Here is a 20,999-nt window from a genome sequence, read left to right on the forward strand (position 1 = left end):
GGACGCTAACGCCTGCGCGGCGTCGGCGGCCAGTGTCTGGGGCTAGGAGGCGCCGACGCTCACCACGCACAGGCACACCGGCGTCGCGTCGTTGTAGGTCAGCAGAGCCTCCGACGCCACGGAGGTCACCCAGTCCAGGGTGTCCAACGTCGGGTCGTCCAGAACTCGTTGCAGCACAGCGGTCTCGAGCACCCGGCCAGGTGAGTAGCGGCTGAGCTTGGTGGCCAGCACACCCTCGAGCACCCGGTAGGTGGCGGAGTCGACGAGGCCGACGACCTGCGCCGCGAGGACCGAGTCGATGTGCGACGTCGCGACCTCGAGCCGACCCTGCGCAGCCAGCGCGGTCAGCCGGGCCCGCCAGACCCGCAGGTCGACGTCGTCGTCCAGCTCGCTGCGTCGTCCGTGCTCGTGGTCGCGCTCGCGGTGCAGCCGCTCCAGGTCCGGCAGCAGGGCGGCGATCTCGTGCGGATCCCGGGTGAACCGGATGTCGACGGCGCAGCCGTCGGTCCGGGCCCGGTTGGCGGCCTTGCGCAGGGTGCGCTGCATCGACGGCGTCAGGTACTCGGCGGCGGATGCGGCGGCGCCGCGACGGACGACGGGCACCGGGCTGGCGCTCACCAGATCGGCTCCGGGCACGGCGGCCGTGAACGCCGCCAGGACCGGGTCGGCGACCCGGACCGGACCGAGGATCGCCCAGGTCGGACGACCCCGCTCGCGCAGGGCGTCCCAGAAGGCGTGGCCCAGCAACGACGCCGCGGCGGCGTCGTCCGCCAGGAGAGCGCTGGTGTGGCCGGTGGAGCTGCCGGCCAGCCGGACGACGTCCCGGTCGGCCTGCTGCTCGTCCACGAGCACGGCGGCGGCGCGCAGCGCGCCGCGGTCGTCGCGGACCTCGACGGACCAGGCGCGGGTCGGCACCGGCCCGACCGTGGCGTGCAGCCACCCGGCCCGGGCCATGCTCGGTGCGCCGCAGGCGTCCGCGAGGGCGTCGAGCTCGGGGCCGGCGGCGTCGAGCAGCTCCGTGCCCAGCCGCACCGTCGCGGTCAGTGAGGGCAGCCGCGTCGCGGTCGCGCCCGCGGTGACGTTCGACAGCCGCTTCATCGGGCGGGTTCCACGGTGACGTCCGCACCCTCGGGTGCGGTCGCGGGTGCGGTCTGGTTCGGGATCGCGGGGATCGAACGGGCGTCCAGCCACTGCTCCAGCTCGGCGGGCGGCAGGGCCCGCGAGAAGTAGAAGCCCTGCGACTCGTCACAGCCCGAGGTGGCCAGCTGCCCCGCGGTGTCGGCGTCCTCGACACCCTCGGCGACCATCGTCATGCCGAGCGAGTGCGCGAGCTCGATGGTGGAGCGCACGATCGCGGCCGCGCGGGCGTCCTGGGCCATCGGCAGGACGAACGACCGGTCGAGCTTGAGCTGGTCGATGGGCAGCTCCCGCAGGTACGTCAGCGAGGAGTAGCCGGTGCCGAAGTCGTCGACCGACACCCGGATGCCGAGCTGGCGCAGCTCGGTGAGGATGGACCGGGCGCGCTCGCGGTCCCCCATCAGGAAGTCCTCGGTGATCTCCAGCTCGAGCCGGTCCGGGGACAGCCCACGCTGCAGCAGGATGGCGGCCACCCGCCGCGGCAGGTCCATGTCGACGAGCGAGGACGCCGACAGGTTCACGGCGACCGCGAGCCGGCGTCCCTGGTCCTGCCAGACCCGCACCTGGTCCAGGGACTGCTCGAGGACGGCGGTGGTCAGCTCCCGCATCAGGCCCGCCTGCTCGGCCAGCGGCAGGAACGAGTCCGGCAGCAGCAGCCCCCGGGTCGGGTGCGGCCAGCGGACCAGTGCCTCGACGCCGTCCACCTTGAGCGACCGGGAGTCGACCTTCGGCTGGTAGAACACGGCGAGCCCACCGGTCAGCACGGCGTCCCGCAGCTCCTCGAGCATGCGCAGCCGGTCCTGGCCGCCCGTGTCGTCGCCCTCGGCCGAGTAGGACGAGTGCCCCAGTCGCGAGCCCTTCGCCTGGTACATGGCGATGTCGGCCGCCCGCAGCAGCTCGGAGACCTGGCCACCGTGCGTGGGGAAGAACGAGATGCCGATGCTGGCGTCCACCCGGACGGTCACGCCGTCGACGGTGAACGGCGGGTTCAGCACTGCGTGCACCCGCTCAGCCATCGTCTCGGCCTGGGCGCTGTCGGCGCCGGAGAGGTAGATCGCGAACTCGTCACCACCCAACCGGGCCAGCAGGTGGTTGGCGCCGTCCAGGCTGCTCGTCAGCCGGGACGCGACGTGCCGCAGCAGGTCGTCGCCGGCGTGGTGGCCGAGGCTGTCGTTGACCTCCTTGAACCGGTCGAGGTCCAGCAGCAGCAGCGCGCCGATGCCCGGCCCCTCGCCGCTGGTGCGGGTGTTGACCTGCTCGTAGAAGGCCCTCCGGTTGCTCAGTCCGGTGAGCTCGTCGGTGAGGGCGAGCTGCCTGCTGTGCGCGAGCGTGCGGACCTCGCCGAACGTGACGATCATCCGCCCGAGGGCCGCGACGACGGTGCCGGCGGCCAGGCCGATGGCGACCGGGTGCAGCTCGTGCGAGTTGGCGAACACGAGCAGGCAGACCGCGACCCCGCTGGCGCCGATCGGGATGCCCAGGAGCACCCAGGAAGGCAGCGGCACACCGGCCGGACGGCTCGGCCAACCCGGCGCGAACGCCATCAGCAGGGTCGCGAGCACCCAGACGACGTCGTTGGCGCCACCGGGCTGGTACGTGCCGTTGGCGGCGTGGAACAGGTACACCAGGTCGGCGACCACGAACGCGGTCAGACCCGCCACGAAGAACCACAGACCGGCCGGCGGCCGCCAGTGGAAGAGGGCCAGGACGGCGGTGACGATCAGCAGCAGCATCACGTCCAGCAGGGGGTAGGCCAGGGTCGTCACCACGGCCGACCAGCTGCCGCCGGTCACCGCCAGCACCGGACCGGCGATGGCCGCCATGACCGCGGCGACCGCGAGGCCACCGACGATCCCGTCGAGCCACAGGCTGATCGGCAGCTGGTTCGCCATCTCCCGCACGACGAGCAGCAGGGCGACGAACGCGAACCCGTAGAAGGACAGCCAGAGACCGTCCGCCATGGACGGGAAGGGCTCGGGGCTCAGCGGCCGGACGAAGGCGGTCCAGAAGACGTTGCCCAGGCCGTACAACGCCAGGCCGAGCGCGAGGATCCGCCAGCTGCGGGTGAACGAGGTGTCGCGGCGCGACCGGAGCAGGCACACGACGGGGCTGAGCATGTAGGCGATGTTGTTCAACCAGCCGTCGAGCAGCAGGTCGTAGCCGGGCGCCGTCCGCACGCCGGGGATGGTGGAGATCCCGAAGGCCAGGTACACAGCGAGGACGACGGCGTAGACGCCGGCCTCGAGGGCTCGTCCGGGCGGCACGAATCGCCCTCGGAGCCTCGACGCGACGAGATCCATGCCGACCGCCTTCTTGCGTAGTCCATCCCCTCGCGGCCTGATCGGGCGGCCAGGGCGGCGGCTTGAGGCCGAGAGCGACTACTGCGGCCAGACGTGGTACGGGCGTGTCGCAAGAAGGACGGTTTCGCCCGATCTGTGTTCTCGGACGATCGCCTCGGGTCCCGCCGCGCTCAGGCGCCGGCCGGACCCCCGAAGTACTGGTCGAGCACGGTCGCGAAGATCGGATCTGCGCCCGGGACCGCGGCGAACAGCGACATCGACGACTCCAGCTTCAGCGCGTCGACCGGGCCGAGGACCGCCACGGCGTCACTCGCACCCAGGTCGACGAGCGCGCCCGCGCACTCGGCGAGGCGTGGCCCGAGAACGGGGTGCTCGAGGTAAGCGACCGCCTCGGCCGGACCGCTGATCGCGTAAAAGCGGGCGAGGTCGCTGCGTCCGAGGCCGGCGAGCTGCGGGAAGACGAACCACATCCAGTGGCTGTGCTTGCGTCCGCCCCGCAGCTCGGCCAGCGCCTGGTCGTAGGTGCCGCCGTCATCCTGGGCCCGGACGAACCGCTGCAGGTCGAAGGAGTCGTCCACCACCCCACCCTAGGCGTCAGGAGTACGCGCGCTCCGCCGCCTCGGCGAGCTCGCGCCGGGGCCAGCTGCGCCACACCGGCACGAGCAGCAGGAGCGTCAGCACCGCCGACACGACGACGGCCAGCGCCGGGTTGGTGGCATCGGCCAGCGCCCCGACCGCCAGGAACGACGTCGCGGTGACCAGCGCGAACCCGGACCCGGCGACCGCACTGAGCCGGCCGCGCAGCTCGTCGGGACTGAGCAGCGTGAAGGTCGCCATGAGCGGGACCATGAATCCCTGGCACACCCCCGCCAGCACGAAGAGCACGCCGGCCACCGCCCAGGGCGGGTCCAGCACCACGCCGAGCAGTGGGAGCGGCAGCAGCAGCGCCATGGGCAGGATGCGGCTCACCTGCACCACCGGCGTCCAGCGGCTGACCAGCAGGACGCCGGCCACGGCGCCGAGCGGGCCGGCGGCCAGCAGGATGCCGCCGGCGGCGGTCGAGCCCCCGTGCTCACGCGCGTACGGCAGCGACACCGCCTCAGGGGCGGTGAACGCCAGCAGCGTCACGATGGCCACCAGGAACAACGAGCGGGTGGGCACGTCGCGGTACAGGTAGCGCACGCCCTCCCGGACGTCGGCCACCCAGCCGCCCAAGCCGTGCACGGTGGCCGGCCGGGCCGCGGCGTTCGCCGTGACGAACGCGAAGATCAGCAGGCCCGAGGCGACGAAGGTCGCGGCGTCCAGCCACAGCGCCTGCTGGGTGCCCAGCGTCGCCACCACGATGCCGCCGATCGCCACGCCCGCGACCTGGTTGAACTGGAAGGTCATCTGCATCAGCGAGTTGGCGCGCAGGAAGAGCGGACGTTCCTCGAACATCTCGGCGAGCAGGGCCCGGCTGGCGGCGAAGAACGGCGCCCCGGACAGCTCGACGAGGAACAGCATCACCAGCAACAGCCAGATCGGCGCGCCCTGCGTGACGGCCAGCACGAGCAGCACCAGACCCAGGGAACGCAGGACGTCGCAGGCCACCATCACGGTGCGCCGCGGGATCCGGTCGGACAGCGGCCCGAGCAGGGCCTGGCCGAAGACGGCGGGCAGGTAGCTGACCGCGAACGCCGCGGCCGCGAACAACGCCGAGTTGGACTGGTGCAGGACCAGGGCGGCGAGCGCCACCCGGGCGAGCTGGTCGCCCCAGTCCGAGAGCACCCGGGCGAGGTACAGCGCGACGAAGTCAGGACGGCGCAGTGCGCGTCGGTACGTCGCGCCGACGCGCCGTTCGCTCCCCCGCCCGGTCACGGCAGGGACGTTACTCGATCCCGACGTCCGATTCGCCCCTTGCGTATCAGTCATAGAAAACCCGCTCGACCACTGAGCGGGCTCGGCGGGCCGACCGCCGGTAGTCGTCGACCAGAGCGGCGCCGGAGCCGGCCGGGTAGCCCACGATCCGCGCCACGCCCTCCAGGTCGCGCAGGTCGCTGGGCAGGGCGTCCACCGGTCGACCTCGCCACAGCACGGCGGCGTTGCGGAGCCGGGAGGCCAGGGTCCAGGACTGGGCGAGCACCTCGGCGTCGTCGACCGCGACCAGCCCGTGCTCGTGAGCCACCCGCAGGGCCGTCATGGTGCCGGTGTGCCGCAAGCCGGTCACCTCGTGCGCGTGCTGCAGCTGCAGCAGCTGGACGGTCCACTCCACGTCGGCCATGCCGCCTCGGCCGAGCTTGAGGTGGGTGCCCGGGTCGCCGCCACGGGGCAGCCGCTCGGCCTCCACCCGGGCCTTGACCCGCCGGACCTCCCGGACGTCCGTGTCCTTGATGCCCTGCGCCGGCCAGCGCACGGGGTCGATGAGCGCTCGGAAGCGGTCGGCCAGCTCGGGGTCACCTGCCAGCGGGGTCGCCCGGAGCAGGGCCTGTGCCTCCCAGACCAGCGACCACCGCTCGTAGTAGGCGGCGTAGGAGGCCAGGGACCGCACCAGGGGGCCCTGCTTGCCCTCGGGGCGCAGGTCGGCGTCCAGCTCGAGCGCGGGATCAGGTCCGGGGCCGCCGATCAGCCGGCGCAGCTCGTTGACGACGGCCAGCGCGGCCTCCTGCGCCGCAGCGTCGTCGGCGCCCTCCACCGGGTCGTGCACGTAGAGGACGTCGGCGTCGCTGCCGTAGCCGAGCTCGCGGCCGCCGAAGCGGCCCATGCCGACCACCAGGACGCGGGTGGGCAGCGGACCGCCTCGCTGCTCCTCCACGACGCGGACGGCGACGGTGAGCGCGCCCTCCAACAGGGCCGAGGCCACGCTGGTGAGCGAGCGCTCGACGTCGTCCAGGTCGAGCCGGCCCAGCAGGTCGGCCGTCGCGATCCGGATGAGCTCGCGGCGGCGCACCGCCCGGGCGCCCGCGACGGCCCGCACCGGGTCGTCGTGCCGCGCCACGACGCTGACCATCTCGGTGCGCAGCGCCTGGGCGGTGCGCGGGTCCAGGCCGGTGTCGTGGCCGAGCACCTGCACGGTGTCCGGTGCGCGCTCCAGCAGCTCGGCGACGAACCGGCCGCGGGCCAGGACGTGGGCGAGGCGCTCGGCGGCGGATCCCTCGTCGCGCAGCATCTTGAGGTACCAGTGCGTCGTGCCCAGCTCGTCGCTGACCCGGCGAAAGGCGAGCAGTCCGGCGTCCGGGTCCGCCTCGTCCGCGAACCAGCCCAGCATGACGGGCAGCAGCTGACGTTGGATCGCCGAGCGGCGGCTGACGCCGTCGGTGAGCGCGGCCAGGTTGCGCATCGCGCTGGAGGGGTCTCGGTAGCCGAGCGCCTGCAGGCGGGACTGCGCCGCGTCCGGGGTCATCCGCACCTCGTCCGGGGACAGCCGGGAGGCAGCGACCAGCAGCGGACGGTAGAACAGCCGCTCGTGCAGCCGGCGCACCTCGCGGGCCTGCAGCTGCCACTGGGCCACCACGGACCGCGCGGGGTCGGCGCGGTGACCCAGCTCGCGGCCGAGCCGGCGCAGGTCGACGTCCGACGTCGGCATGAGGTGGGTGCGGCGCAGCCGGAAGAGCTGGACTCGGTGCTCGAGGGTGCGCAGCAGGCGGTATGCCGCAGCCAGCGCCTGCGCGTCGTCGCGCCCGACGTAGCCGCCGTCCGCCAGCGCCTGCAGGGCGGCCAGCGTGCTGGGGCTTCGGACGGTGTCGTCCACCCGGCCGTGCACGAGCTGCAGCAGTTGGACGCTGAACTCCACGTCGCGCAGGCCACCGCGGCCGAGCTTGAGCTGGCGGGAGGCCTCGTCGGCGGGTACGTGCTCCTCGACCCGCCGGCGCATCGCCTGGACCTCCTCGACGAAGTTCGCCCGGGCCGCGGCGGTCCACACCAGGGGTCCGATGGCCGCCGCGTACGCGTCGCCGAGGGCACGGTCCCCGGCGACGGGACGGGCCTTCAGCAGGGCCTGGAACTCCCACGTCTTGGCCCAGCGCTCGTAGTAGGCGAGGTGGCTGGCCAGCGTCCTGACGAGCGGGCCGTCCCGACCTTCGGGGCGCAGGTTGGCGTCGACCGGCCACAGGGTCCCCTCGGCGGTCGAGGCCGAGCAGGCGCGCATCACCCCGGCGGCGAGCTGGTGCGCCGTCACCAGGGCGGCCCGTTCCGCCTGGGCCCGGCTGGCGTCGTCCCCGGGGGTGTCGTCCCGGGCGGGCTCGAGCGGCTCGGCCACGAAGATCACGTCGACGTCGCTGACGTAGTTCAGCTCGCGACCCCCGCACTTGCCCATACCGATGATCGTGAGCCGGCAGGGCACGGCGTCCGGGTCGAGCTCGGCCCGGGCGATGGCCAGGGCCGCCTCGAGGGCGGCCGAGGCCAGGTCCGCGAGCTCGCGGGCCACGTCGGCGAGCTCGTGCATGGGGTTGCGGGCGGCCAGGTCCCGGCCGGCCACGGCCAGCAGCCGGCGCCGGTAGGCGATCCGCAGGCGGTCGTAGGCAGGTCGGCCGCCCTCCGCCGCTACCGGTTCGGGCGAGGTCGGGTCGGCGCCGACGGCCAGCAGCAGGGCCGACCGCAGTTCCTCCTCGGCCGCCGGCTGGTCGGCGGTCAGGGCCGGCCAGTGCGAGGGGTGCCGGGCCAGGTGGTCACCGAGGGCGGCCGACGAGCCGAGGACGGCGATGAGGCGGTCGCGCACCGGGCCGCCGACCCGAACGGCCTGCAGGAGGTGCCCGACGTCGGCCGCGAAGACGTCCGGGTCGTCCGGGTCCCGGGCGCCGAGCGCGCGCATCGACTCCATGAGGCGCAGCAGCCCCAGCAGGGCGAGGTCGGGGTCTGCGGCGCCGGCCAGGTCAACGAGCAGCCCGTCCTCGAAGAGGTCGTCCAACGGGTCGAACAACCCGGCCAGGGCCGGATCGGCCATCAACCGCTCGGCCCGCGCCGGATCGGCGAAGCCGAGCCGGGCGAGCTGGCCGGCCAAGCTCGTCGATCGGGTGTTCACGGCGTCACGCTAACCGAGTCCGACGTCGCGTGGTCGGCGGTCTTGTTGCCGCCAGGAGCGCATGCCACACTGCAGCGCGTGGCAGCCCCGCGCGACCCTCGCAGCGCCCCGCGGAACGCGCTGCGCACGCTGGCCCGAAAAGTCTCTCCCCGAGTGGCGGGAGTCTGGGCCTCGTACGAACGTGACCTCGCGCGGGCCCGCACCACGCTGGCCCGGACGGCTCCGCAGCCCGACGTCGACCTCTGCGAGCTGGCCACCAAGTACGGCACGGACAAGTGGGGCATCCACCGCTACGCGCAGCACTACCAGCGGCACCTCGAGCACCTGCGTGACCGGCCGATCCGACTCCTGGAGATCGGCGTCGGCGGGTACTCGAACGCCCGGCGGGGCGGGGCATCCCTGAGGATGTGGCGCGACTTCTTCCCGCAGGGGCAGGTCGTCGGCATGGACATCCACGACAAGTCCGGGCTGTCGGCGCCCCGGATCGCGGTCGTGCAGGCTGACCAGTCCGACCCGACGTCACTGCGCCGGGTGCACGAGGACTTCGGTCCGTTCGACGTCATCATCGACGACGGCAGCCACGTCCCCGCGCACGTGCGCACCACCTTCGAGACGCTCTACCCGCTGCTGGCGGAGAACGGCGTCTACGCCATCGAGGACCTGCAGACGTCCTACTGGGAGTCCTGGGGAGGCGCCACCGACCCGGCCGATCCGACCACGTCGATGGCCCTGGTCAAGGCACTGCTGGACGGCCTGAACTACGAGGAGCAGGTGGACGCCGGGGAACCCACGTACAGCGACGTCCACGTGGTTGCGGTGCACGGCTACCACAACCTCGTGGTCATCGAGAAGGGCATCAACCGCGAGGGCACCCACAAGGAGAGCCTGCTCGCGAACCACAAGCCCACGAGCTGACGAGCGCGCTCCCGGACCCGGGCGGCCCCGTCACAGCATCGGCAGGTAGCGGGCCAGCTCGAACTGCGAGATCTGGGAGCGGTAGTCCTGCCACTCCGCACGCTTGTTGCGCAGGAAGAAGTCGAAGACGTGCTCGCCGAGGGTCTCGGCCACGAGCTCGCTCTCCTCCATCGCGTGGATCGCCTCGGACAGGCTGGTCGGCAGCTGCCGGATGCCCAGGGCCTTGCGCTCAGACTCGGACAACGACCAGACGTCGTCCTCCGCCTCGTCCGGCAGCTCGTAGCCCTCCTCGATCCCCTTGAGGCCGGCGGTCAGCAAGACGGCGAAGGCGAGGTACGGGTTGCACGCCGAGTCGACCGACCGCATCTCGACCCGCGTCGACTGGCCCTTGGCCGGCTTGTACATCGGCACCCGCACCAGCGCGGAGCGGTTGTTGTGGCCCCAGCAGACGTAGCTCGGCGCCTCGCCACCACCCATCAGCCGCTTGTACGAGTTCACCCACTGGTTGGTGACCGCCGTGATCTCGGCCGCGTGCCGCAGCAGCCCGGCGATGAACTGCCGCCCCACCTTGCTGAGCTGGTACGGCGCGCCCGCCTCGTGGAACGCGTTGCCGTCGCCCGCGAACAGCGAGAGGTGGGTGTGCATGCCCGAGCCAGGGTGCTCGGCGAACGGCTTGGGCATGAAGCTGGCGAAGATGCCCTGCTCGAGCGCGACCTCCTTGATCACCGCGCGGAACGTCATGATGTTGTCCGCCGTGGTGAGCGCGTCGGCGTACCGCAGGTCGATCTCGTTCTGCCCGGGCGCGCCCTCGTGGTGGCTGAACTCGACCGAGATGCCCATCGACTCCAGCAGGCCGATCGCCTGCCGGCGGAAGTCGTGCGCGGTGCCGTGCGGCACGTGGTCGAAGTAGCCCGCCTGGTCGACCGGGACCGGCGGCTGGCCCGGCGCGCTGCCCCGCTCGAACAGGAAGAACTCGATCTCGGGGTGGGTGTAGAACGTGTAGCCGAGGTCGGACGCCTTGGCCAGGGCGCGCTTGAGGACGTTGCGCGGATCGGCGAACGACGGCGTCTGGTCGGGCAGCTGGATGTCGCAGAACATCCTGGCGGTGCCGGGGTTCTCGCCGCGCCAGGGCAGCACCTGGAACGTGCTGGGGTCCGGCTTGACGAGCATGTCCGCCTCGTAGACCCGGGCGAACCCTTCGATGGCACTGCCGTCGAAGCCGATGCCCTCGGCGAAAGCGCCCTCGAGCTCGGCGGGGGCGACCGCCACCGACTTGAGCGTGCCGAGCACGTCGGTGAACCAGAGCCGCACGAAGCGGATGTCTCGTTCCTCGATGGTGCGGAGCACGAACTCCTGCTGCCTGTCCATGCGCGTCATCCTAGGTGCGCGACGTTTCGCTGGCGTGTGCACCGGGCGGTGCGTCGCGACTCCCTGCTCGGCCTCGTGCGCCGGTGGGTGCGGCGACGTGGTGGTGGTCGCGGCCTCCTGGCCGCACCCCACTCCTGCACCCACCCGCAGGAACGCAGCGGCTACGGTCGCGGGCATGGCGGAGTCCTTCTTCACACGCACCGGCGGCGACCGGTACGCCGCGACGCCGGCCACGGTCGGGCCGTGGTCCGCGCAGCACATGCACGGCGGGCCACCCTCGGCGCTGCTGGTCCACCGCAGCGAGCAGGCCGCCCGCGACGCGCAGGCGACCGGTTCGTGGCGCGCCGCTCGCACGGTCGTGGACTTCCTCGGGCCGGTGCCGGTCGGGGACGTCGAGGTGCGGGCAGCGGTCGTCCGCGGCGGTCGCACGGCCGTGCTGGTCGACGCCGAGCTCAGCGCCGGCGGCCGCCCGACCCTGCGCTCGCGCACCTGGCTCGTCCGGTTGCCCGACGGCGCACCGACCCCGACGACGGTGAGCACGCCCCCGACCACCTCCCCCGAGTCCGCTCCCCCGTTCACCCAGTGGGGCTTCCCGTACGCCGAGCACCTGGACTGGCACCTCGCGTCGGGAGAGCTGGCCGGTCCGGGCGCCGCGGCCACCTGGGCCCGACCGCGCGTCCCGCTGGTGGACGACGAGCCGCTGACCGGCCTGCAGCGGGCGTGCCTGGTCGCGGACTCGGGCAACGGGATCAGCGCCGAGCTGTCCTGGGACGACTGGGCCTTCGTCAACATCGACCTCACCGTGCACCTGCTCCGCGAGCCCGTCGACGACTGGCTGCTGCTCTCCGCCCGCTCCCAGCTCGACCCCGCCGGAGCCGGGCTGGCGACGTCCACCCTGCACGACCGGGCCGGGCTGGTCGGCAACGGAGCCCAGACCCTCGTCGTCCAACCGCGCTGAGCCCGCATAGGCTCGGGTCATGCCGCAGCTGCGACTCGCTCTGGCCCAGGTCGACGCTGTCCTCGGCGACCTCGCCGGCAACGCCCAGATGGTGCGCGAGTGGACGGCCCGCGCCGCCGCCGACGGGGCCCAGCTGGTGGCGTTCCCCGAGATGGTGCTCACCGGGTACCCGGTGGAGGACCTGGCGCTGCGCCGCTCGTTCGTCGACGCGTCCCGCGACACCGTGCACCGGCTCGCCGCCGAGCTCGCCGAGGACGGCTTCGGCGACCTGCCGGTCGTCGTCGGCTACCTCGATCGTGCCCAGGGCCGGGACGCCGACACCGACGGGGACGGCGTCTCCGAGGACGGTCGGACCGGCGTCCCCAAGGGCATGCCGCAGAACTGCGTCGCCGTCCTGCACGGTGGCCGGGTGGTCGCCCGCTACGCCAAGCACCACCTACCCAACTACGGGGTGTTCGACGAGTTCCGCATCTTCGTGCCCGGGCACGACCTGACGGTCGTCCGGGTGGACGGGGTGGACGTCGCCCTCGCCATCTGCGAGGACCTGTGGCAGGACGGCGGTCCGGTGGCCAAGGCCCGTGAGGCGGGTGCCGAGCTGCTGCTGGTGCTCAACGGCTCGCCGTACGAGCGGGACAAGGACGACACGCGCCTCGCCCTCGCCTCGCGGCGGGCCTCCGAAGCGGGCTGCACGCTGGCGTACCTGAACCTGGTGGGCGGGCAGGACGAGCTGGTGTTCGACGGCGACTCGGTCGTCGTGACCGCGGACGGCGAGGTGCTCGCCCGGGCCCCGCAGTTCACCGAGGACCTGCTGGTCGTGGACCTCGAGCTGGACTCCCGCGAGGCGGAGCAGGACCCGGTCGCGGACGTCGTCCACGTCGTCCTGAGCGAGGCCGTGCCCGCGGAGGGGCTCGCCGACCCCCGGCCCGCGCCGTGCGCGCCCCGGCTGGACCCGGTCGGCGAGGTCTGGTGCGCCCTGGTCACCGGGTTGTCGGGCTACGTCCGCAAGAACGGCTTCGCCTCGGTCGTCGTCGCCGTGTCCGGCGGCATCGACTCCGCCGTGGTGGCGGCGCTGGCCGCGGACGCGCTCGGCGGGCGCCAGGTCGTCGGGGTCTCGATGCCCAGCGTCTACTCGAGCGACCACAGCCGGGACGACGCCCGCGACCTGGCCGAGCGGATCGGCGCCGACTACCGCGTGCAGCCCATCGCGGGGGTCGTGGACGCCTTCCAGCACGAGCTGTCGCTGACCGGCGTCGCCGAGGAGAACCTGCAGGCCCGCGCCCGGGCCGTGATCCTGATGGCCGTCTCGAACAGCGAGGGGCACCTCGTGCTGGCCACCAGCAACAAGAGCGAGCTCTCGGTCGGCTACTCGACCCTGTACGGCGACAGCGTCGGTGGCTACGCCCCGCTGAAGGACGTCCCGAAGACATTGGTCTGGGAGCTGGCCCGGTGGCGCAACGCGGAGGCGGTCCGGCTCGGACAGGTGCCGCCGATCCCCGACTCGTCCATCACCAAACCGCCGTCGGCCGAGCTGCGCCCCGGCCAGACCGACCAGGACTCGCTGCCGCCGTACGACCTGCTGGACGACCTGCTGGAGCACTACGTGGTCGGCGCCCAAGGGCGCTCCGAGCTCCTGGATGCCGGCTTCGACGCCGAGGTCGTCGACCAGGTGGTCACGCTGGTGGACCGGGCGGAGTGGAAGCGCCGCCAGTTCGCTCCGGGGCCCAAGATCTCGGCCGTCGCCTTCGGGCGCGACCGCCGCCTGCCAGTCACCAGCCGCTGGCGCGAGAGCGCGTCACCCGCCGCGCCCACCACGGGTGCGGACCAGTCGAGCCGCCTGTCCGCCGATCCGGCGACACCGGCCACCACGAAGGAGTCCTCGTGAGCGACACCACACCGGACGAGCAGCCCGCCCCCTACGGCGCCGGCCCCGCGTCGTCCGGGCCTGCCGTCCGTCGCGTCCGGGTGCACCACCTGCAGCAGATGAAGGAGCGCGGCGAGCGCTTCACGATGCTCACCGCCTACGACCAGATGGCCGCGGAGATCTTCGACGAGGCCGGGATCGACGTCCTGCTGATCGGTGACTCCGCGGCGAACAACGTCCTCGGCTACGAGACCACCGTGCCGATCACGCTCGACGAGATGCTGCCCATGGTGCGCGCGGTGGCCCGGTCGGCCCGACGTCCGCTGGTGGTCGCCGACCTGCCGTTCGGCTCGTACCAGTCGTCGCCGCAGCAGGCGCTCGCCTCCGCCACCCGGATGATGAAGGAGGGCCTGGCGCACGCCGTGAAGTTCGAGGGCGGGCGGCCGGTGGCGGCGCACGTCGAGGCCGTGGTGAACGCCGGCATCCCCGTGATGGGCCACCTGGGTTTCACCCCGCAGAGCGAGCACGCCCTCGGGGGCTACCGCGTGCAGGGGCGCGGCGACCAGGGTGACCAGATCGTCAAGGACGCCTGCGCGCTGCAGGACGCCGGCGCCTTCTCGGTCGTGCTGGAGATGGTCCCCGCCACCGTCGCAGCGCAGATCACCGAGGTCCTGCACATCCCGACGATCGGCATCGGCGCCGGCCCGGACTGCGACGCCCAGGTGCTGGTCTGGCAGGACATGGCGGGCCTGCGCGGCGGCAAGATGGGCCGCTTCGTCAAGCAGTACGCCGACCTGCGCGGCGAGCTGCTTCGCGCGGCCCAGGACTATGCCGGCGAGGTGCGCAGCGGTGCCTTTCCCACCGCCGCGCAGTCCTTCGAGGCCTGAGCCACCACCCGGAAAGGGGTTGCGGCCGGCCGCCTCCACGGCAGGATGGGGGCATGAGCGCATCATCGAAGGACGCCGACCACAATCCCGCCCCGGACGACGTGCGCCGCAAGTTCAAGGAGGCGTTGGACAAGAAGCAGGGCAAGCACGACGAGCACCTGCTCGCCGGCCCGGACGACGGCGGTCACGCCCACACCGGCCCGGCCAAGGTTCAGCGCACCTTCCGTCGCAAGTCCGGCTGACCAGGCAGATCGTGGCAACGTCGCATCACCAGTGAGGCGACGTTGCCACGATGCGCGCTCAGGGGGCGCGGACCGGTGACTCCAGCTGACGACGCAGGACGCCGGCCGCCTCGACGAGGCTCGGCCCGTACCAGGTCAGGTGCCGCCCGCTGACCAGCACGCAGTCCTTGCCGGCGAACGCCTCCGGCCCGTCATCGACGCCGAACGCGTAGGGCTCGTCGGGCAGCACCACCAGGTCGTGCGACGTGAGCTCGCCGGGCACGAACCGCGGGTACCGTTCGGCGGAGTCCGCCAGCACGTTGTCGACGCCGAGCCGGCGCAGCACGTCCCCGGCAAAGGTGTCCGCCCCCAGCGCCATCCACGGACGGCGCCAGATCGGGACGACGGCCGCCCGCCGCGGCCGCTCCTGCCCCGTCGTCAGCACATCCACGGCGTCCCACGCCTCGCGGGCCGCCAAGAGCCAGCCCGGATCCCCCACCCCGCAGACGCGGAGCATCTGGTTCAGTGACCCGAACGCCTCGTCCAGCGTGCGCACCCGGGTGTTCCAGACCGGCACCCCCGCCGAGCGCAGCGCGTCCAGGTCGACGGCACGGTTCTCCTCCTCGTTCGCCAGCACCAGGTCGGGACCTAGCGCGACCACGGCCTCGACGTCCGGGTTCTTCGTGCCCCCGATGCGCGCGACGTCCAGACCGGTCGGGTGCGTGCACCACGCGGTGGCGCCGACCACGAGACCGGGCGCGCTCACCTCCACCGCCTCCGTCAACGACGGCACGAGCGAGACCACACGGCGGACCGTCGCCGGCAACCGGGCCGCCACCCCTGTGTCGTCCCTCACCTCGACCACCGCTCGATCCTGCCAGGCACTAGCGTCGAAGCCATGAGCGCCTTGACCGTCGGATACGCCGCGATGCTGGAGCAGTTCCACCCCACCGAGGCGGTCGCGTTGACCGCGCTGGCCGAGCAGCACGGGTTCTCCGGCTGCATGGCGGCCGACCACTTCCAGCCGTGGGTGCCGCAGCAGGGCCAGGCCAGCTTCGTGTGGAACGTGCTGACAGCGGTCGGCGAGCGCACCGAGGGCGACCTCGGGCCCGGCGTGACCTGCCCGAGCTTCCGGTTCCACCCGGCGATCGTGGCGCAGGCTGCGGCGACCCTGGAGGCGATGTATCCGGGCCGCACCTGGCTGGGCCTGGGGACCGGCGAGGCGCTGAACGAGCACGTCGTGCCCGGCTACTGGCCCGAGGCCGGCGAGCGCAGCCTGAAGATGTGGGAGGCGATCGAGCTCATCAACAAGCTGTTCACGGCGAGCCTGGAGGGCAAGGAGGTCAAGCACGACGGGCGCTTCTTCAAGATGGAGACGACCCGGCTGTGGACCATGCCCGAGCAGGCGCCGCCGATCCTGGTGGCCACCGCCGGCCCGATCAACGCGAAGAAGACCGGCAAGTTCGCCGACGGCATGATCACCGTGGGCGCCCCGCTGGAGAAGATCGAGGGCCTCTTCGGCCGGTTCGCCGACGGCGCCAAGGAGGCGGGCAAGGACCCGGAGACGATGCCCAAGATCCTGCAGCTGCACCTGTCCTGGGCGGACACCGACGAGCAGGCCCTCGAGAACGCGATGACCGAGTGGCCGAACGGCGGCATGAAGTTCGGCAAGGCCGACATCCGCAGCCCGCACGACTTCGCGGCGATGGCCAAGCTGGTGCGCCCCGAGGACTTCGAGGGCCGGATGGTCATCTCGAGCGACCCGGACGTGCACCGGGCCGAGATCCAGAAGTACGTCGATCTCGGGTTCGACCGGGTGTACCTGCACAACGTCGGACGCAACCAGGAGGACTGGATCCGGGTCTTCGGCGAGCAGGTGCTGCCGGCGCTCAGCCGCTGAGCCGTTCCCCGCGCGACGCGGACGTCCGGGATGAGAGGATCCGCGTCATGGACACCGAGCGGGTTGCGGCACTGCGTGACGCCCTGTCGCACACCAGCTGGTGGTCGCGGGCGCGCACCCTGGGACAGGTGGTGCGCAGCACGCCCGGGCCGGGGCACCTGCTGCTCGTCGGCACACCGCAGGTGGAGCCGTGGCACCTGGCCGCTCACCTGGACGACGAGGCCCGGCTGAACGTGTTGCCGCAGGTCGCGCCCCTGCTGGTGCGGTGGGCGCCGCCGCAGCAGGCACCGGACCACCTCAAGATCGGGCTGAGCCGGCTCGAGCAGGTCGGCCGCGGCGAGACGGTCTTCGTCGTCGCCCCCGACGCCGCTCCGGCCTCCCTGCTCGAACGGGTGGACGACGCGCGCCGGGTCGGTGCGACCGTGCTGAGCCTGGACGCGGGCGACGACGAGCTGGGCGCCCTCGCGCACGAACGGATGACGGTCAGTCCCACCGGGCTGGTGCTGCCGGACGGGCTGCTCCTGCCGCAGCCCGCGGGACCGGCCGAGGTGGCCCAGCGCGGTGGCGCCGGACTGGCACCCGAGGTGCTGGCCGGGCTGGAGCTGCCGGCCAGCTTCGAGCTCGCGCAGCACTTCGTCAGCGCCGCCTCGGGGTTGCCGGACGTGGGCTCGCGGCCGGGGTGGCGCGAGCGACTGGGGCAGCTGATCGACCTGATCAGCGGCCCTTCACCGCGCCAGCAGCACCGCGCCTGAGCGCGACGGGCGCTCAGGTCAGTCCTCGCCCTCCCACTCGCGGTCCTCCTTGTCCCACTGCTCGGTGCGCTCGTGGGCGGTCTGGACCGCACGCTCGGCCTCGTCGCGCGAGCCGTAGGGTCCGAGCAGGTCCTTGCTCTGGCTCTTGTCGGCCAGCTCCTCGACCTGGTTGGTGCGCGTGTTGTAGTAGAAGGAGCCCATGGGCGCCATCCTGCCGCGTCGGGGTGCCGGACGCACGTCGGTGAGCGGCTCGGCGCGGGACTCCTAGACTGCTGGGCATGTCCACCCTGCTGAGTGTCGAGCCGGGCACGATCTCACCGCGTCGTGCGGTGCCGTCGTCCATCCCCCGTCCCGAGTACGTCGACCAGCCGGGGCCGCAGCCCTACGACGGCCCGGAGGTCAAGAGCCCCGAGATCATCGAGCGGATGCGCGTGGCGGGACGTCTGGCGGCGCAGGCGATGGCGGCCGCGGCCGAGGCGATCGCGCCGGGCGTCACCACCGACGAGATCGACCGGGTCGGTCACGAGTTCCTGCTCGACCACGGGGCCTATCCCTCGACACTCGGCTACCGCGGCTTCCCCAAGTCGTTGTGCACCAGCGTGAACGAGGTGGTCTGCCACGGCATCCCGGACGATCGACCGCTGGTCGACGGCGACATCGTGAACATCGACATCACCGCCTTCGTGACGATCGACGGGATCGGGGTCCACGGGGACACCGACGCCACCTACGTCGTCGGCGAGGTCGACGAGGAGTCGCGGCTGCTCGTCGAGCGCACGCACGAGGCGATGATGCGGGCCATCAAGGCGGTGCGCCCCGGGCGCGAGCTCAACGTGATCGGCCGGGTCATCGAGTCCTACGCCAAGCGGTTCGGCTACGGCGTGATCCGGGACTTCACCGGGCACGGCATCGGGACGGCGTTCCACTCCGGCCTCGTGGTCCCGCACTACGACGCGGCGCCCCGGTACGCCGAGGTGATGGAGCCCGGCATGACGTTCACCATCGAGCCCATGCTCAACCTCGGCACGCACGAGTGGGAGATGTGGGACGACGGCTGGACCGTCGTGACCCGGGACCGCCGCCGTTCGGCGCAGTTCGAGCACACCTTGCTGGTCACCGAGACCGGCGCCGAGATCCTGACCCTGCCCTAGTCCGTCCACCGTTCCGCCGAGCTGGAGGTCAACGATGACCAAGCCCGTCCGTCCCACCGCGGCCACCGCATGAGCCACCACGCCGCGCTCGGCATCGACGTCGGTGGGTCCGGCATCAAGGGTGCTCCGGTCGACCTGCACACCGGTGAGCTGATGGCCGACCGGCTGCGGATCGAGACGCCGCAGCCGGCCACGCCCCAGGCCGTGGCCGAGGTGGTGGGTGAGATCGCCCAGCACTTCGCGAAGCACCTCGGGGACGGCCCCGTGGGCGTCACCGTCCCCGGCGTGGTGACCCTGGGCGTGGTGCGCAGCGCCGCGAACATCGACACCACCTGGATCGGCACCGACGCCGACACGCTGATCGGGCAGCACGTCGGACGCAGCGTGCACGTGGTCAACGACGCCGACGCCGCCGGGGTGGCCGAGGCCCGCTTCGGGGCGGCCCGGGACCAGCGCGGGCTGGTGCTCGTGACCACGCTGGGTACCGGGATCGGCACCGCACTGCTGCTGGACGGCAAGCTGGTGCCGAACAGCGAGCTCGGTCACCTGGAGATCGACGGCCACGACGCGGAGTCGAGGGCGGCGTCGTCCGCGCGGGAGAACGAGGACCTCAGCTGGGAGGAGTGGGCGGCGCGCCTGCAGCGGTACTACGGCGTCGTCGAGGACCTGCTCTGGCCGTCCCTGATCGTGGTCGGCGGCGGGGTCAGCAAGAAGGCGGACAAGTTCCTCCCGCTGCTGCACCTGCGCGCGCCCGTCGTGCCGGCGGCACTGCGGAACGAGGCCGGGATCGTCGGCGCCGCGCTGCTCGCCGCCGACGAGCAGCAGGCCTAACGGGCTCGCGCCACCGCCATGACCTTCTTGGGCACCTTCGGCATGACCAGGAACACGCGACGGCTCTCCCGGTCGGCGTAGCCCAGGTCGGCCAGCCGCTTCAGGGTGACCGGGCACTTCTTGCAGCGCGGCTTGTCACGGCAGCACTTCTTCTTCGCTTTGACCGTGGGCACCTGGCGACAATAGGTAAGGCTTACCTATTCTGTCTAGTCGAGCGGTCAGGCCGCCTGCTCCTGCCCAGCCAGCCGGACGGCCAACCTCGCCAGCTCGGCGTCGTCGAGCATGGCCAGACGGGTGCGCACCACGTCCGGCGTGACGTCCAGCTGCTCGCACACCGCGTCGACGTCGTCCGGGTGGGCGACGAGCGCGTCGAGCAGGCACCCCAGGGACACCAGCCGCGCGGCCGCCCAGCGGTCAGCCGCCGCCTCGATGCGGCCGGCCAGCCAGGCGTCGTCCCCGTAGTCGTGGCAGGCCTCGTGCCCGAGGGCCACGTGCCCGAGCTCGTGCGCGAGGACGCAGCGGGTCTGGCGCTGGTCCAGGCGCTCGTCCACCAGGATCATCCGCTCGTCGGGGCACCACCAGCCCGCTCCCTCGGACAGGTGGCACCGGTGGACCCAGATGTCCGGATGGCGCAGCCGCAGCTCGGCCCAGGCCGACCAGCTCACTGATCACCTCGCATGCGCCCGCCCCTGCCCTCAGCGCAGGGGGTCCTGCCCCTTGCGCACCCGCCGTGCCGTCGCGCCGGCCTGCCGCGAACCGGTCTGCGTCCCGCCCGACCGGCCGCCGCCCTTGGCCACGGGACGCAGTGACTCGATGGCGGTCCGGTCCTGACCCGCCGCACCCAGGATGGCGTCGACCACCGACAGCACCGCGGCGCGCTCGGCCTTCGTCAAGGTCTCGGCGCGCTTGGGCAGGACGAACGGTCCGAGTGGGATGCGCTGGCCGGCAACCTCCAGGACGGTCGTCAACGGGACGTCGAGGGCCAGCGCCAGCCCCTCCGCGACCTCCGCCGAGATGGCCCCGGAGTGCTGCCCGAGCTTGAGCAGCCGCAAGGTCTCGTACGACACCTTGCCCTCCGAACGGGCGGCCGCCCGTCGGGTCGGCATCGGCCCTCGGTGGTCACCGAGCTCACGCAGCCTCCGCTCCACGAGCTGCTGCAGGTCCCCCACGCGCTTCACCGTCACCCCTTTCTGGTGCCGCCACGGGCGGGCAGGCACTCGCACCAGCTGATGGCCGGCGACACGACACGCCGGTGGCCTGACAACCAGAACGCGCATCGGGCGCGAAACGGACTGCCTGACCTGGGCCGAATCATCGGGGCCAGCTTGTCAGCCTGACAACTATTCTGCACTGTCCAGCGTGACGTTTGTCAGCAGTGGGGCAAAACGGGCACAATGCACGGGTGGGGACCACGAGGACAGGGGGCGGTATGCAGGTCAAGGAAGGTGCGGCGATCCGACGCCGGCGGCAGCGGTTGGGGCTCAGCCAGCGAGACCTGGCGTACCTGTGCCGCCCGTGCTCGCAGACCACGATCTACCTGCTCGAGACCGGACGCATGGCAACCCTGAGCAGCGGGCTGGCACTGCGGATCGCCAAGCGGCTGGACGTCGAGGTCGAGGTCCTGTTCGACGAGCGACCGGCCCGGGTCGGCGCGCGCTAGCTGTACTGACCACGGACGTTGGTGACGATTCGGGGCTGGACGTGACGAGGACCTCCGAGTGA

The 20,999-nt window shown here is 72.5% G+C and carries 21 protein-coding genes; 10 read left to right on the forward strand and 11 right to left on the reverse strand.

Features of this window, described 5'->3' with window-relative positions; translation table 11 throughout:
- Positions 1–42: 42 nt before the first annotated feature.
- From ABEB17_RS13970 to ABEB17_RS13990, 5 genes are all read right to left on the reverse strand, one after another.
- On the reverse strand, positions 43–1,098 hold the full coding sequence (locus ABEB17_RS13970) for a GNAT family N-acetyltransferase (RefSeq protein ID WP_345717289.1): 1,056 nt from the start codon (positions 1,096–1,098) through the stop codon (positions 43–45).
- Positions 1,095–3,401, reverse strand: coding sequence for a putative bifunctional diguanylate cyclase/phosphodiesterase (locus ABEB17_RS13975; protein WP_345717290.1), 2,307 nt, complete (start codon positions 3,399–3,401; stop codon positions 1,095–1,097). The genes ABEB17_RS13970 and ABEB17_RS13975 overlap by 4 nt, the downstream gene beginning before the upstream one ends.
- 206 nt (positions 3,402–3,607) lie before the next feature.
- Positions 3,608–4,015 (reverse strand): DUF1810 domain-containing protein, encoded by a 408-nt coding sequence (locus ABEB17_RS13980; protein ID WP_345717291.1) that lies wholly within the window; start codon positions 4,013–4,015, stop codon positions 3,608–3,610.
- Positions 4,016–4,031: 16 nt separating this feature from the next.
- Positions 4,032–5,294 carry an MFS transporter gene (locus tag ABEB17_RS13985; RefSeq protein WP_345717292.1) on the reverse strand — a complete coding sequence of 421 codons (1,263 nt, stop codon included), beginning with the start codon at positions 5,292–5,294 and terminating at the stop codon, positions 4,032–4,034.
- Between the two features lie 46 nt (positions 5,295–5,340).
- Positions 5,341–8,433, reverse strand: a complete 3,093-nt coding sequence (locus ABEB17_RS13990) for a bifunctional [glutamine synthetase] adenylyltransferase/[glutamine synthetase]-adenylyl-L-tyrosine phosphorylase (RefSeq protein ID WP_345717293.1) — start codon at positions 8,431–8,433, stop codon at positions 5,341–5,343.
- A 78-nt stretch (positions 8,434–8,511) separates the two neighbouring features.
- Here ABEB17_RS13990 and ABEB17_RS13995 point away from each other — a divergent pair, with 78 nt between their 5' ends.
- A complete protein-coding gene (locus ABEB17_RS13995) occupies positions 8,512–9,348 on the forward strand; it encodes a class I SAM-dependent methyltransferase (RefSeq protein WP_345717294.1) in 837 nt (278 codons plus the stop codon).
- Between the two features lie 30 nt (positions 9,349–9,378).
- Here ABEB17_RS13995 and glnA read toward each other — a convergent pair whose 3' ends face one another.
- Positions 9,379–10,716, reverse strand: coding sequence for a type I glutamate--ammonia ligase (glnA, locus tag ABEB17_RS14000; RefSeq protein WP_345717295.1), 1,338 nt, complete (start codon positions 10,714–10,716; stop codon positions 9,379–9,381).
- A gap of 175 nt (positions 10,717–10,891) precedes the next feature.
- On the opposite strand from glnA, the gene ABEB17_RS14005 reads away from it, so the two are divergent.
- Genes ABEB17_RS14005 through ABEB17_RS14020 form a run of 4 tightly spaced genes read left to right on the forward strand, consistent with a single transcriptional unit; the run spans position 10,892 to position 14,664 of the window.
- Positions 10,892–11,674: a thioesterase family protein gene (locus ABEB17_RS14005; RefSeq protein WP_345717296.1), complete on the forward strand. Its 783-nt coding sequence runs from the start codon at positions 10,892–10,894 to the stop codon at positions 11,672–11,674.
- 19 nt (positions 11,675–11,693) lie between these two features.
- Positions 11,694–13,556 (forward strand): NAD+ synthase, encoded by a 1,863-nt coding sequence (locus ABEB17_RS14010; RefSeq protein WP_345717297.1) that lies wholly within the window; start codon positions 11,694–11,696, stop codon positions 13,554–13,556.
- Complete coding sequence (gene panB / locus ABEB17_RS14015; RefSeq protein WP_345717298.1) at positions 13,553–14,422, forward strand: 3-methyl-2-oxobutanoate hydroxymethyltransferase; 870 nt, start codon at positions 13,553–13,555, stop codon at positions 14,420–14,422. The genes ABEB17_RS14010 and panB overlap by 4 nt, the downstream gene beginning before the upstream one ends.
- A gap of 53 nt (positions 14,423–14,475) precedes the next feature.
- The gene (locus tag ABEB17_RS14020) at positions 14,476–14,664 is read left to right on the forward strand and encodes a DUF5302 domain-containing protein (RefSeq protein WP_345717299.1); all 189 of its coding nucleotides are present in this window, start codon (positions 14,476–14,478) and stop codon (positions 14,662–14,664) included.
- A 58-nt stretch (positions 14,665–14,722) separates the two neighbouring features.
- On the opposite strand, the gene ABEB17_RS14025 is transcribed toward ABEB17_RS14020, so the two are convergent.
- The gene (locus ABEB17_RS14025) at positions 14,723–15,499 is read right to left on the reverse strand and encodes a helical backbone metal receptor (protein ID WP_345717300.1); all 777 of its coding nucleotides are present in this window, start codon (positions 15,497–15,499) and stop codon (positions 14,723–14,725) included.
- A 42-nt stretch (positions 15,500–15,541) separates the two neighbouring features.
- On the opposite strand from ABEB17_RS14025, the gene ABEB17_RS14030 reads away from it, so the two are divergent.
- Together ABEB17_RS14030 and ABEB17_RS14035 are read left to right on the forward strand one after the other, a co-directional pair.
- The gene (locus ABEB17_RS14030) at positions 15,542–16,543 is read left to right on the forward strand and encodes a TIGR03557 family F420-dependent LLM class oxidoreductase (protein WP_345717301.1); all 1,002 of its coding nucleotides are present in this window, start codon (positions 15,542–15,544) and stop codon (positions 16,541–16,543) included.
- Positions 16,544–16,590: 47 nt separating this feature from the next.
- Entirely contained in the window at positions 16,591–17,295 is a 705-nt protein-coding gene (locus ABEB17_RS14035) for a hypothetical protein (RefSeq protein ID WP_345717302.1), read from the forward strand.
- Positions 17,296–17,313: 18 nt separating this feature from the next.
- Here ABEB17_RS14035 and ABEB17_RS14040 read toward each other — a convergent pair whose 3' ends face one another.
- Positions 17,314–17,496 (reverse strand): methionine aminopeptidase, encoded by a 183-nt coding sequence (locus ABEB17_RS14040; protein WP_345717303.1) that lies wholly within the window; start codon positions 17,494–17,496, stop codon positions 17,314–17,316.
- A 77-nt stretch (positions 17,497–17,573) separates the two neighbouring features.
- Here ABEB17_RS14040 and map point away from each other — a divergent pair, with 77 nt between their 5' ends.
- Together map and ppgK are read left to right on the forward strand one after the other, a co-directional pair.
- A complete protein-coding gene (gene map / locus ABEB17_RS14045) occupies positions 17,574–18,446 on the forward strand; it encodes a type I methionyl aminopeptidase (RefSeq protein ID WP_345717304.1) in 873 nt (290 codons plus the stop codon).
- A gap of 69 nt (positions 18,447–18,515) precedes the next feature.
- The gene (gene ppgK / locus ABEB17_RS14050; RefSeq protein WP_345717306.1) at positions 18,516–19,277 is read left to right on the forward strand and encodes a polyphosphate--glucose phosphotransferase; all 762 of its coding nucleotides are present in this window, start codon (positions 18,516–18,518) and stop codon (positions 19,275–19,277) included.
- Here ppgK and ABEB17_RS14055 read toward each other — a convergent pair.
- The 3 genes from ABEB17_RS14055 to ABEB17_RS14065 are packed head-to-tail and all read right to left on the reverse strand — an operon-like array spanning position 19,274 to position 20,455.
- Positions 19,274–19,450 carry a hypothetical protein gene (locus ABEB17_RS14055; RefSeq protein ID WP_345717307.1) on the reverse strand — a complete coding sequence of 59 codons (177 nt, stop codon included), beginning with the start codon at positions 19,448–19,450 and terminating at the stop codon, positions 19,274–19,276. The two genes, ppgK and ABEB17_RS14055, sit on opposite strands and share 4 nt — an antisense overlap.
- Positions 19,451–19,495: 45 nt before the next feature.
- Complete coding sequence (locus ABEB17_RS14060; RefSeq protein ID WP_345717308.1) at positions 19,496–19,942, reverse strand: ImmA/IrrE family metallo-endopeptidase; 447 nt, start codon at positions 19,940–19,942, stop codon at positions 19,496–19,498.
- Between the two features lie 30 nt (positions 19,943–19,972).
- Entirely contained in the window at positions 19,973–20,455 is a 483-nt protein-coding gene (locus tag ABEB17_RS14065; RefSeq protein ID WP_345717309.1) for a hypothetical protein, read from the reverse strand.
- A gap of 224 nt (positions 20,456–20,679) precedes the next feature.
- On the opposite strand from ABEB17_RS14065, the gene ABEB17_RS14070 reads away from it, so the two are divergent.
- Positions 20,680–20,937, forward strand: a complete 258-nt coding sequence (locus ABEB17_RS14070; RefSeq protein ID WP_345717310.1) for a helix-turn-helix transcriptional regulator — start codon at positions 20,680–20,682, stop codon at positions 20,935–20,937.
- Positions 20,938–20,999 lie beyond the last annotated feature (62 nt).

The organism is Angustibacter luteus, assembly GCF_039541115.1.
GTDB lineage: Bacteria > Actinomycetota > Actinomycetes > Actinomycetales > Angustibacteraceae > Angustibacter > Angustibacter luteus.

Bases quoted from the DNA above. Each gene is read 5' to 3' on its own strand.
- ABEB17_RS13970 (WP_345717289.1), bottom strand. From the start codon at position 1,098: ATGAAGCGGCTGTCGAACGTCACCGCGGGCGCGACCGCGACGCGGCTG.
- glnA (WP_345717295.1), bottom strand. From the start codon at position 10,716: ATGGACAGGCAGCAGGAGTTCGTGCTCCGCACCATCGAGGAACGAGAC.
- ABEB17_RS14005 (WP_345717296.1), top strand. From the start codon at position 10,892: ATGGCGGAGTCCTTCTTCACACGCACCGGCGGCGACCGGTACGCCGCG.
- ABEB17_RS14010 (WP_345717297.1), top strand. From the start codon at position 11,694: ATGCCGCAGCTGCGACTCGCTCTGGCCCAGGTCGACGCTGTCCTCGGC.
- ABEB17_RS14020 (WP_345717299.1), top strand. From the start codon at position 14,476: ATGAGCGCATCATCGAAGGACGCCGACCACAATCCCGCCCCGGACGAC.
- ABEB17_RS14030 (WP_345717301.1), top strand. From the start codon at position 15,542: ATGAGCGCCTTGACCGTCGGATACGCCGCGATGCTGGAGCAGTTCCAC.
- ABEB17_RS14035 (WP_345717302.1), top strand. From the start codon at position 16,591: ATGGACACCGAGCGGGTTGCGGCACTGCGTGACGCCCTGTCGCACACC.
- ABEB17_RS14040 (WP_345717303.1), bottom strand. From the start codon at position 17,496: ATGGGCTCCTTCTACTACAACACGCGCACCAACCAGGTCGAGGAGCTG.
- map (WP_345717304.1), top strand. From the start codon at position 17,574: ATGTCCACCCTGCTGAGTGTCGAGCCGGGCACGATCTCACCGCGTCGT.
- ppgK (WP_345717306.1), top strand. From the start codon at position 18,516: ATGAGCCACCACGCCGCGCTCGGCATCGACGTCGGTGGGTCCGGCATC.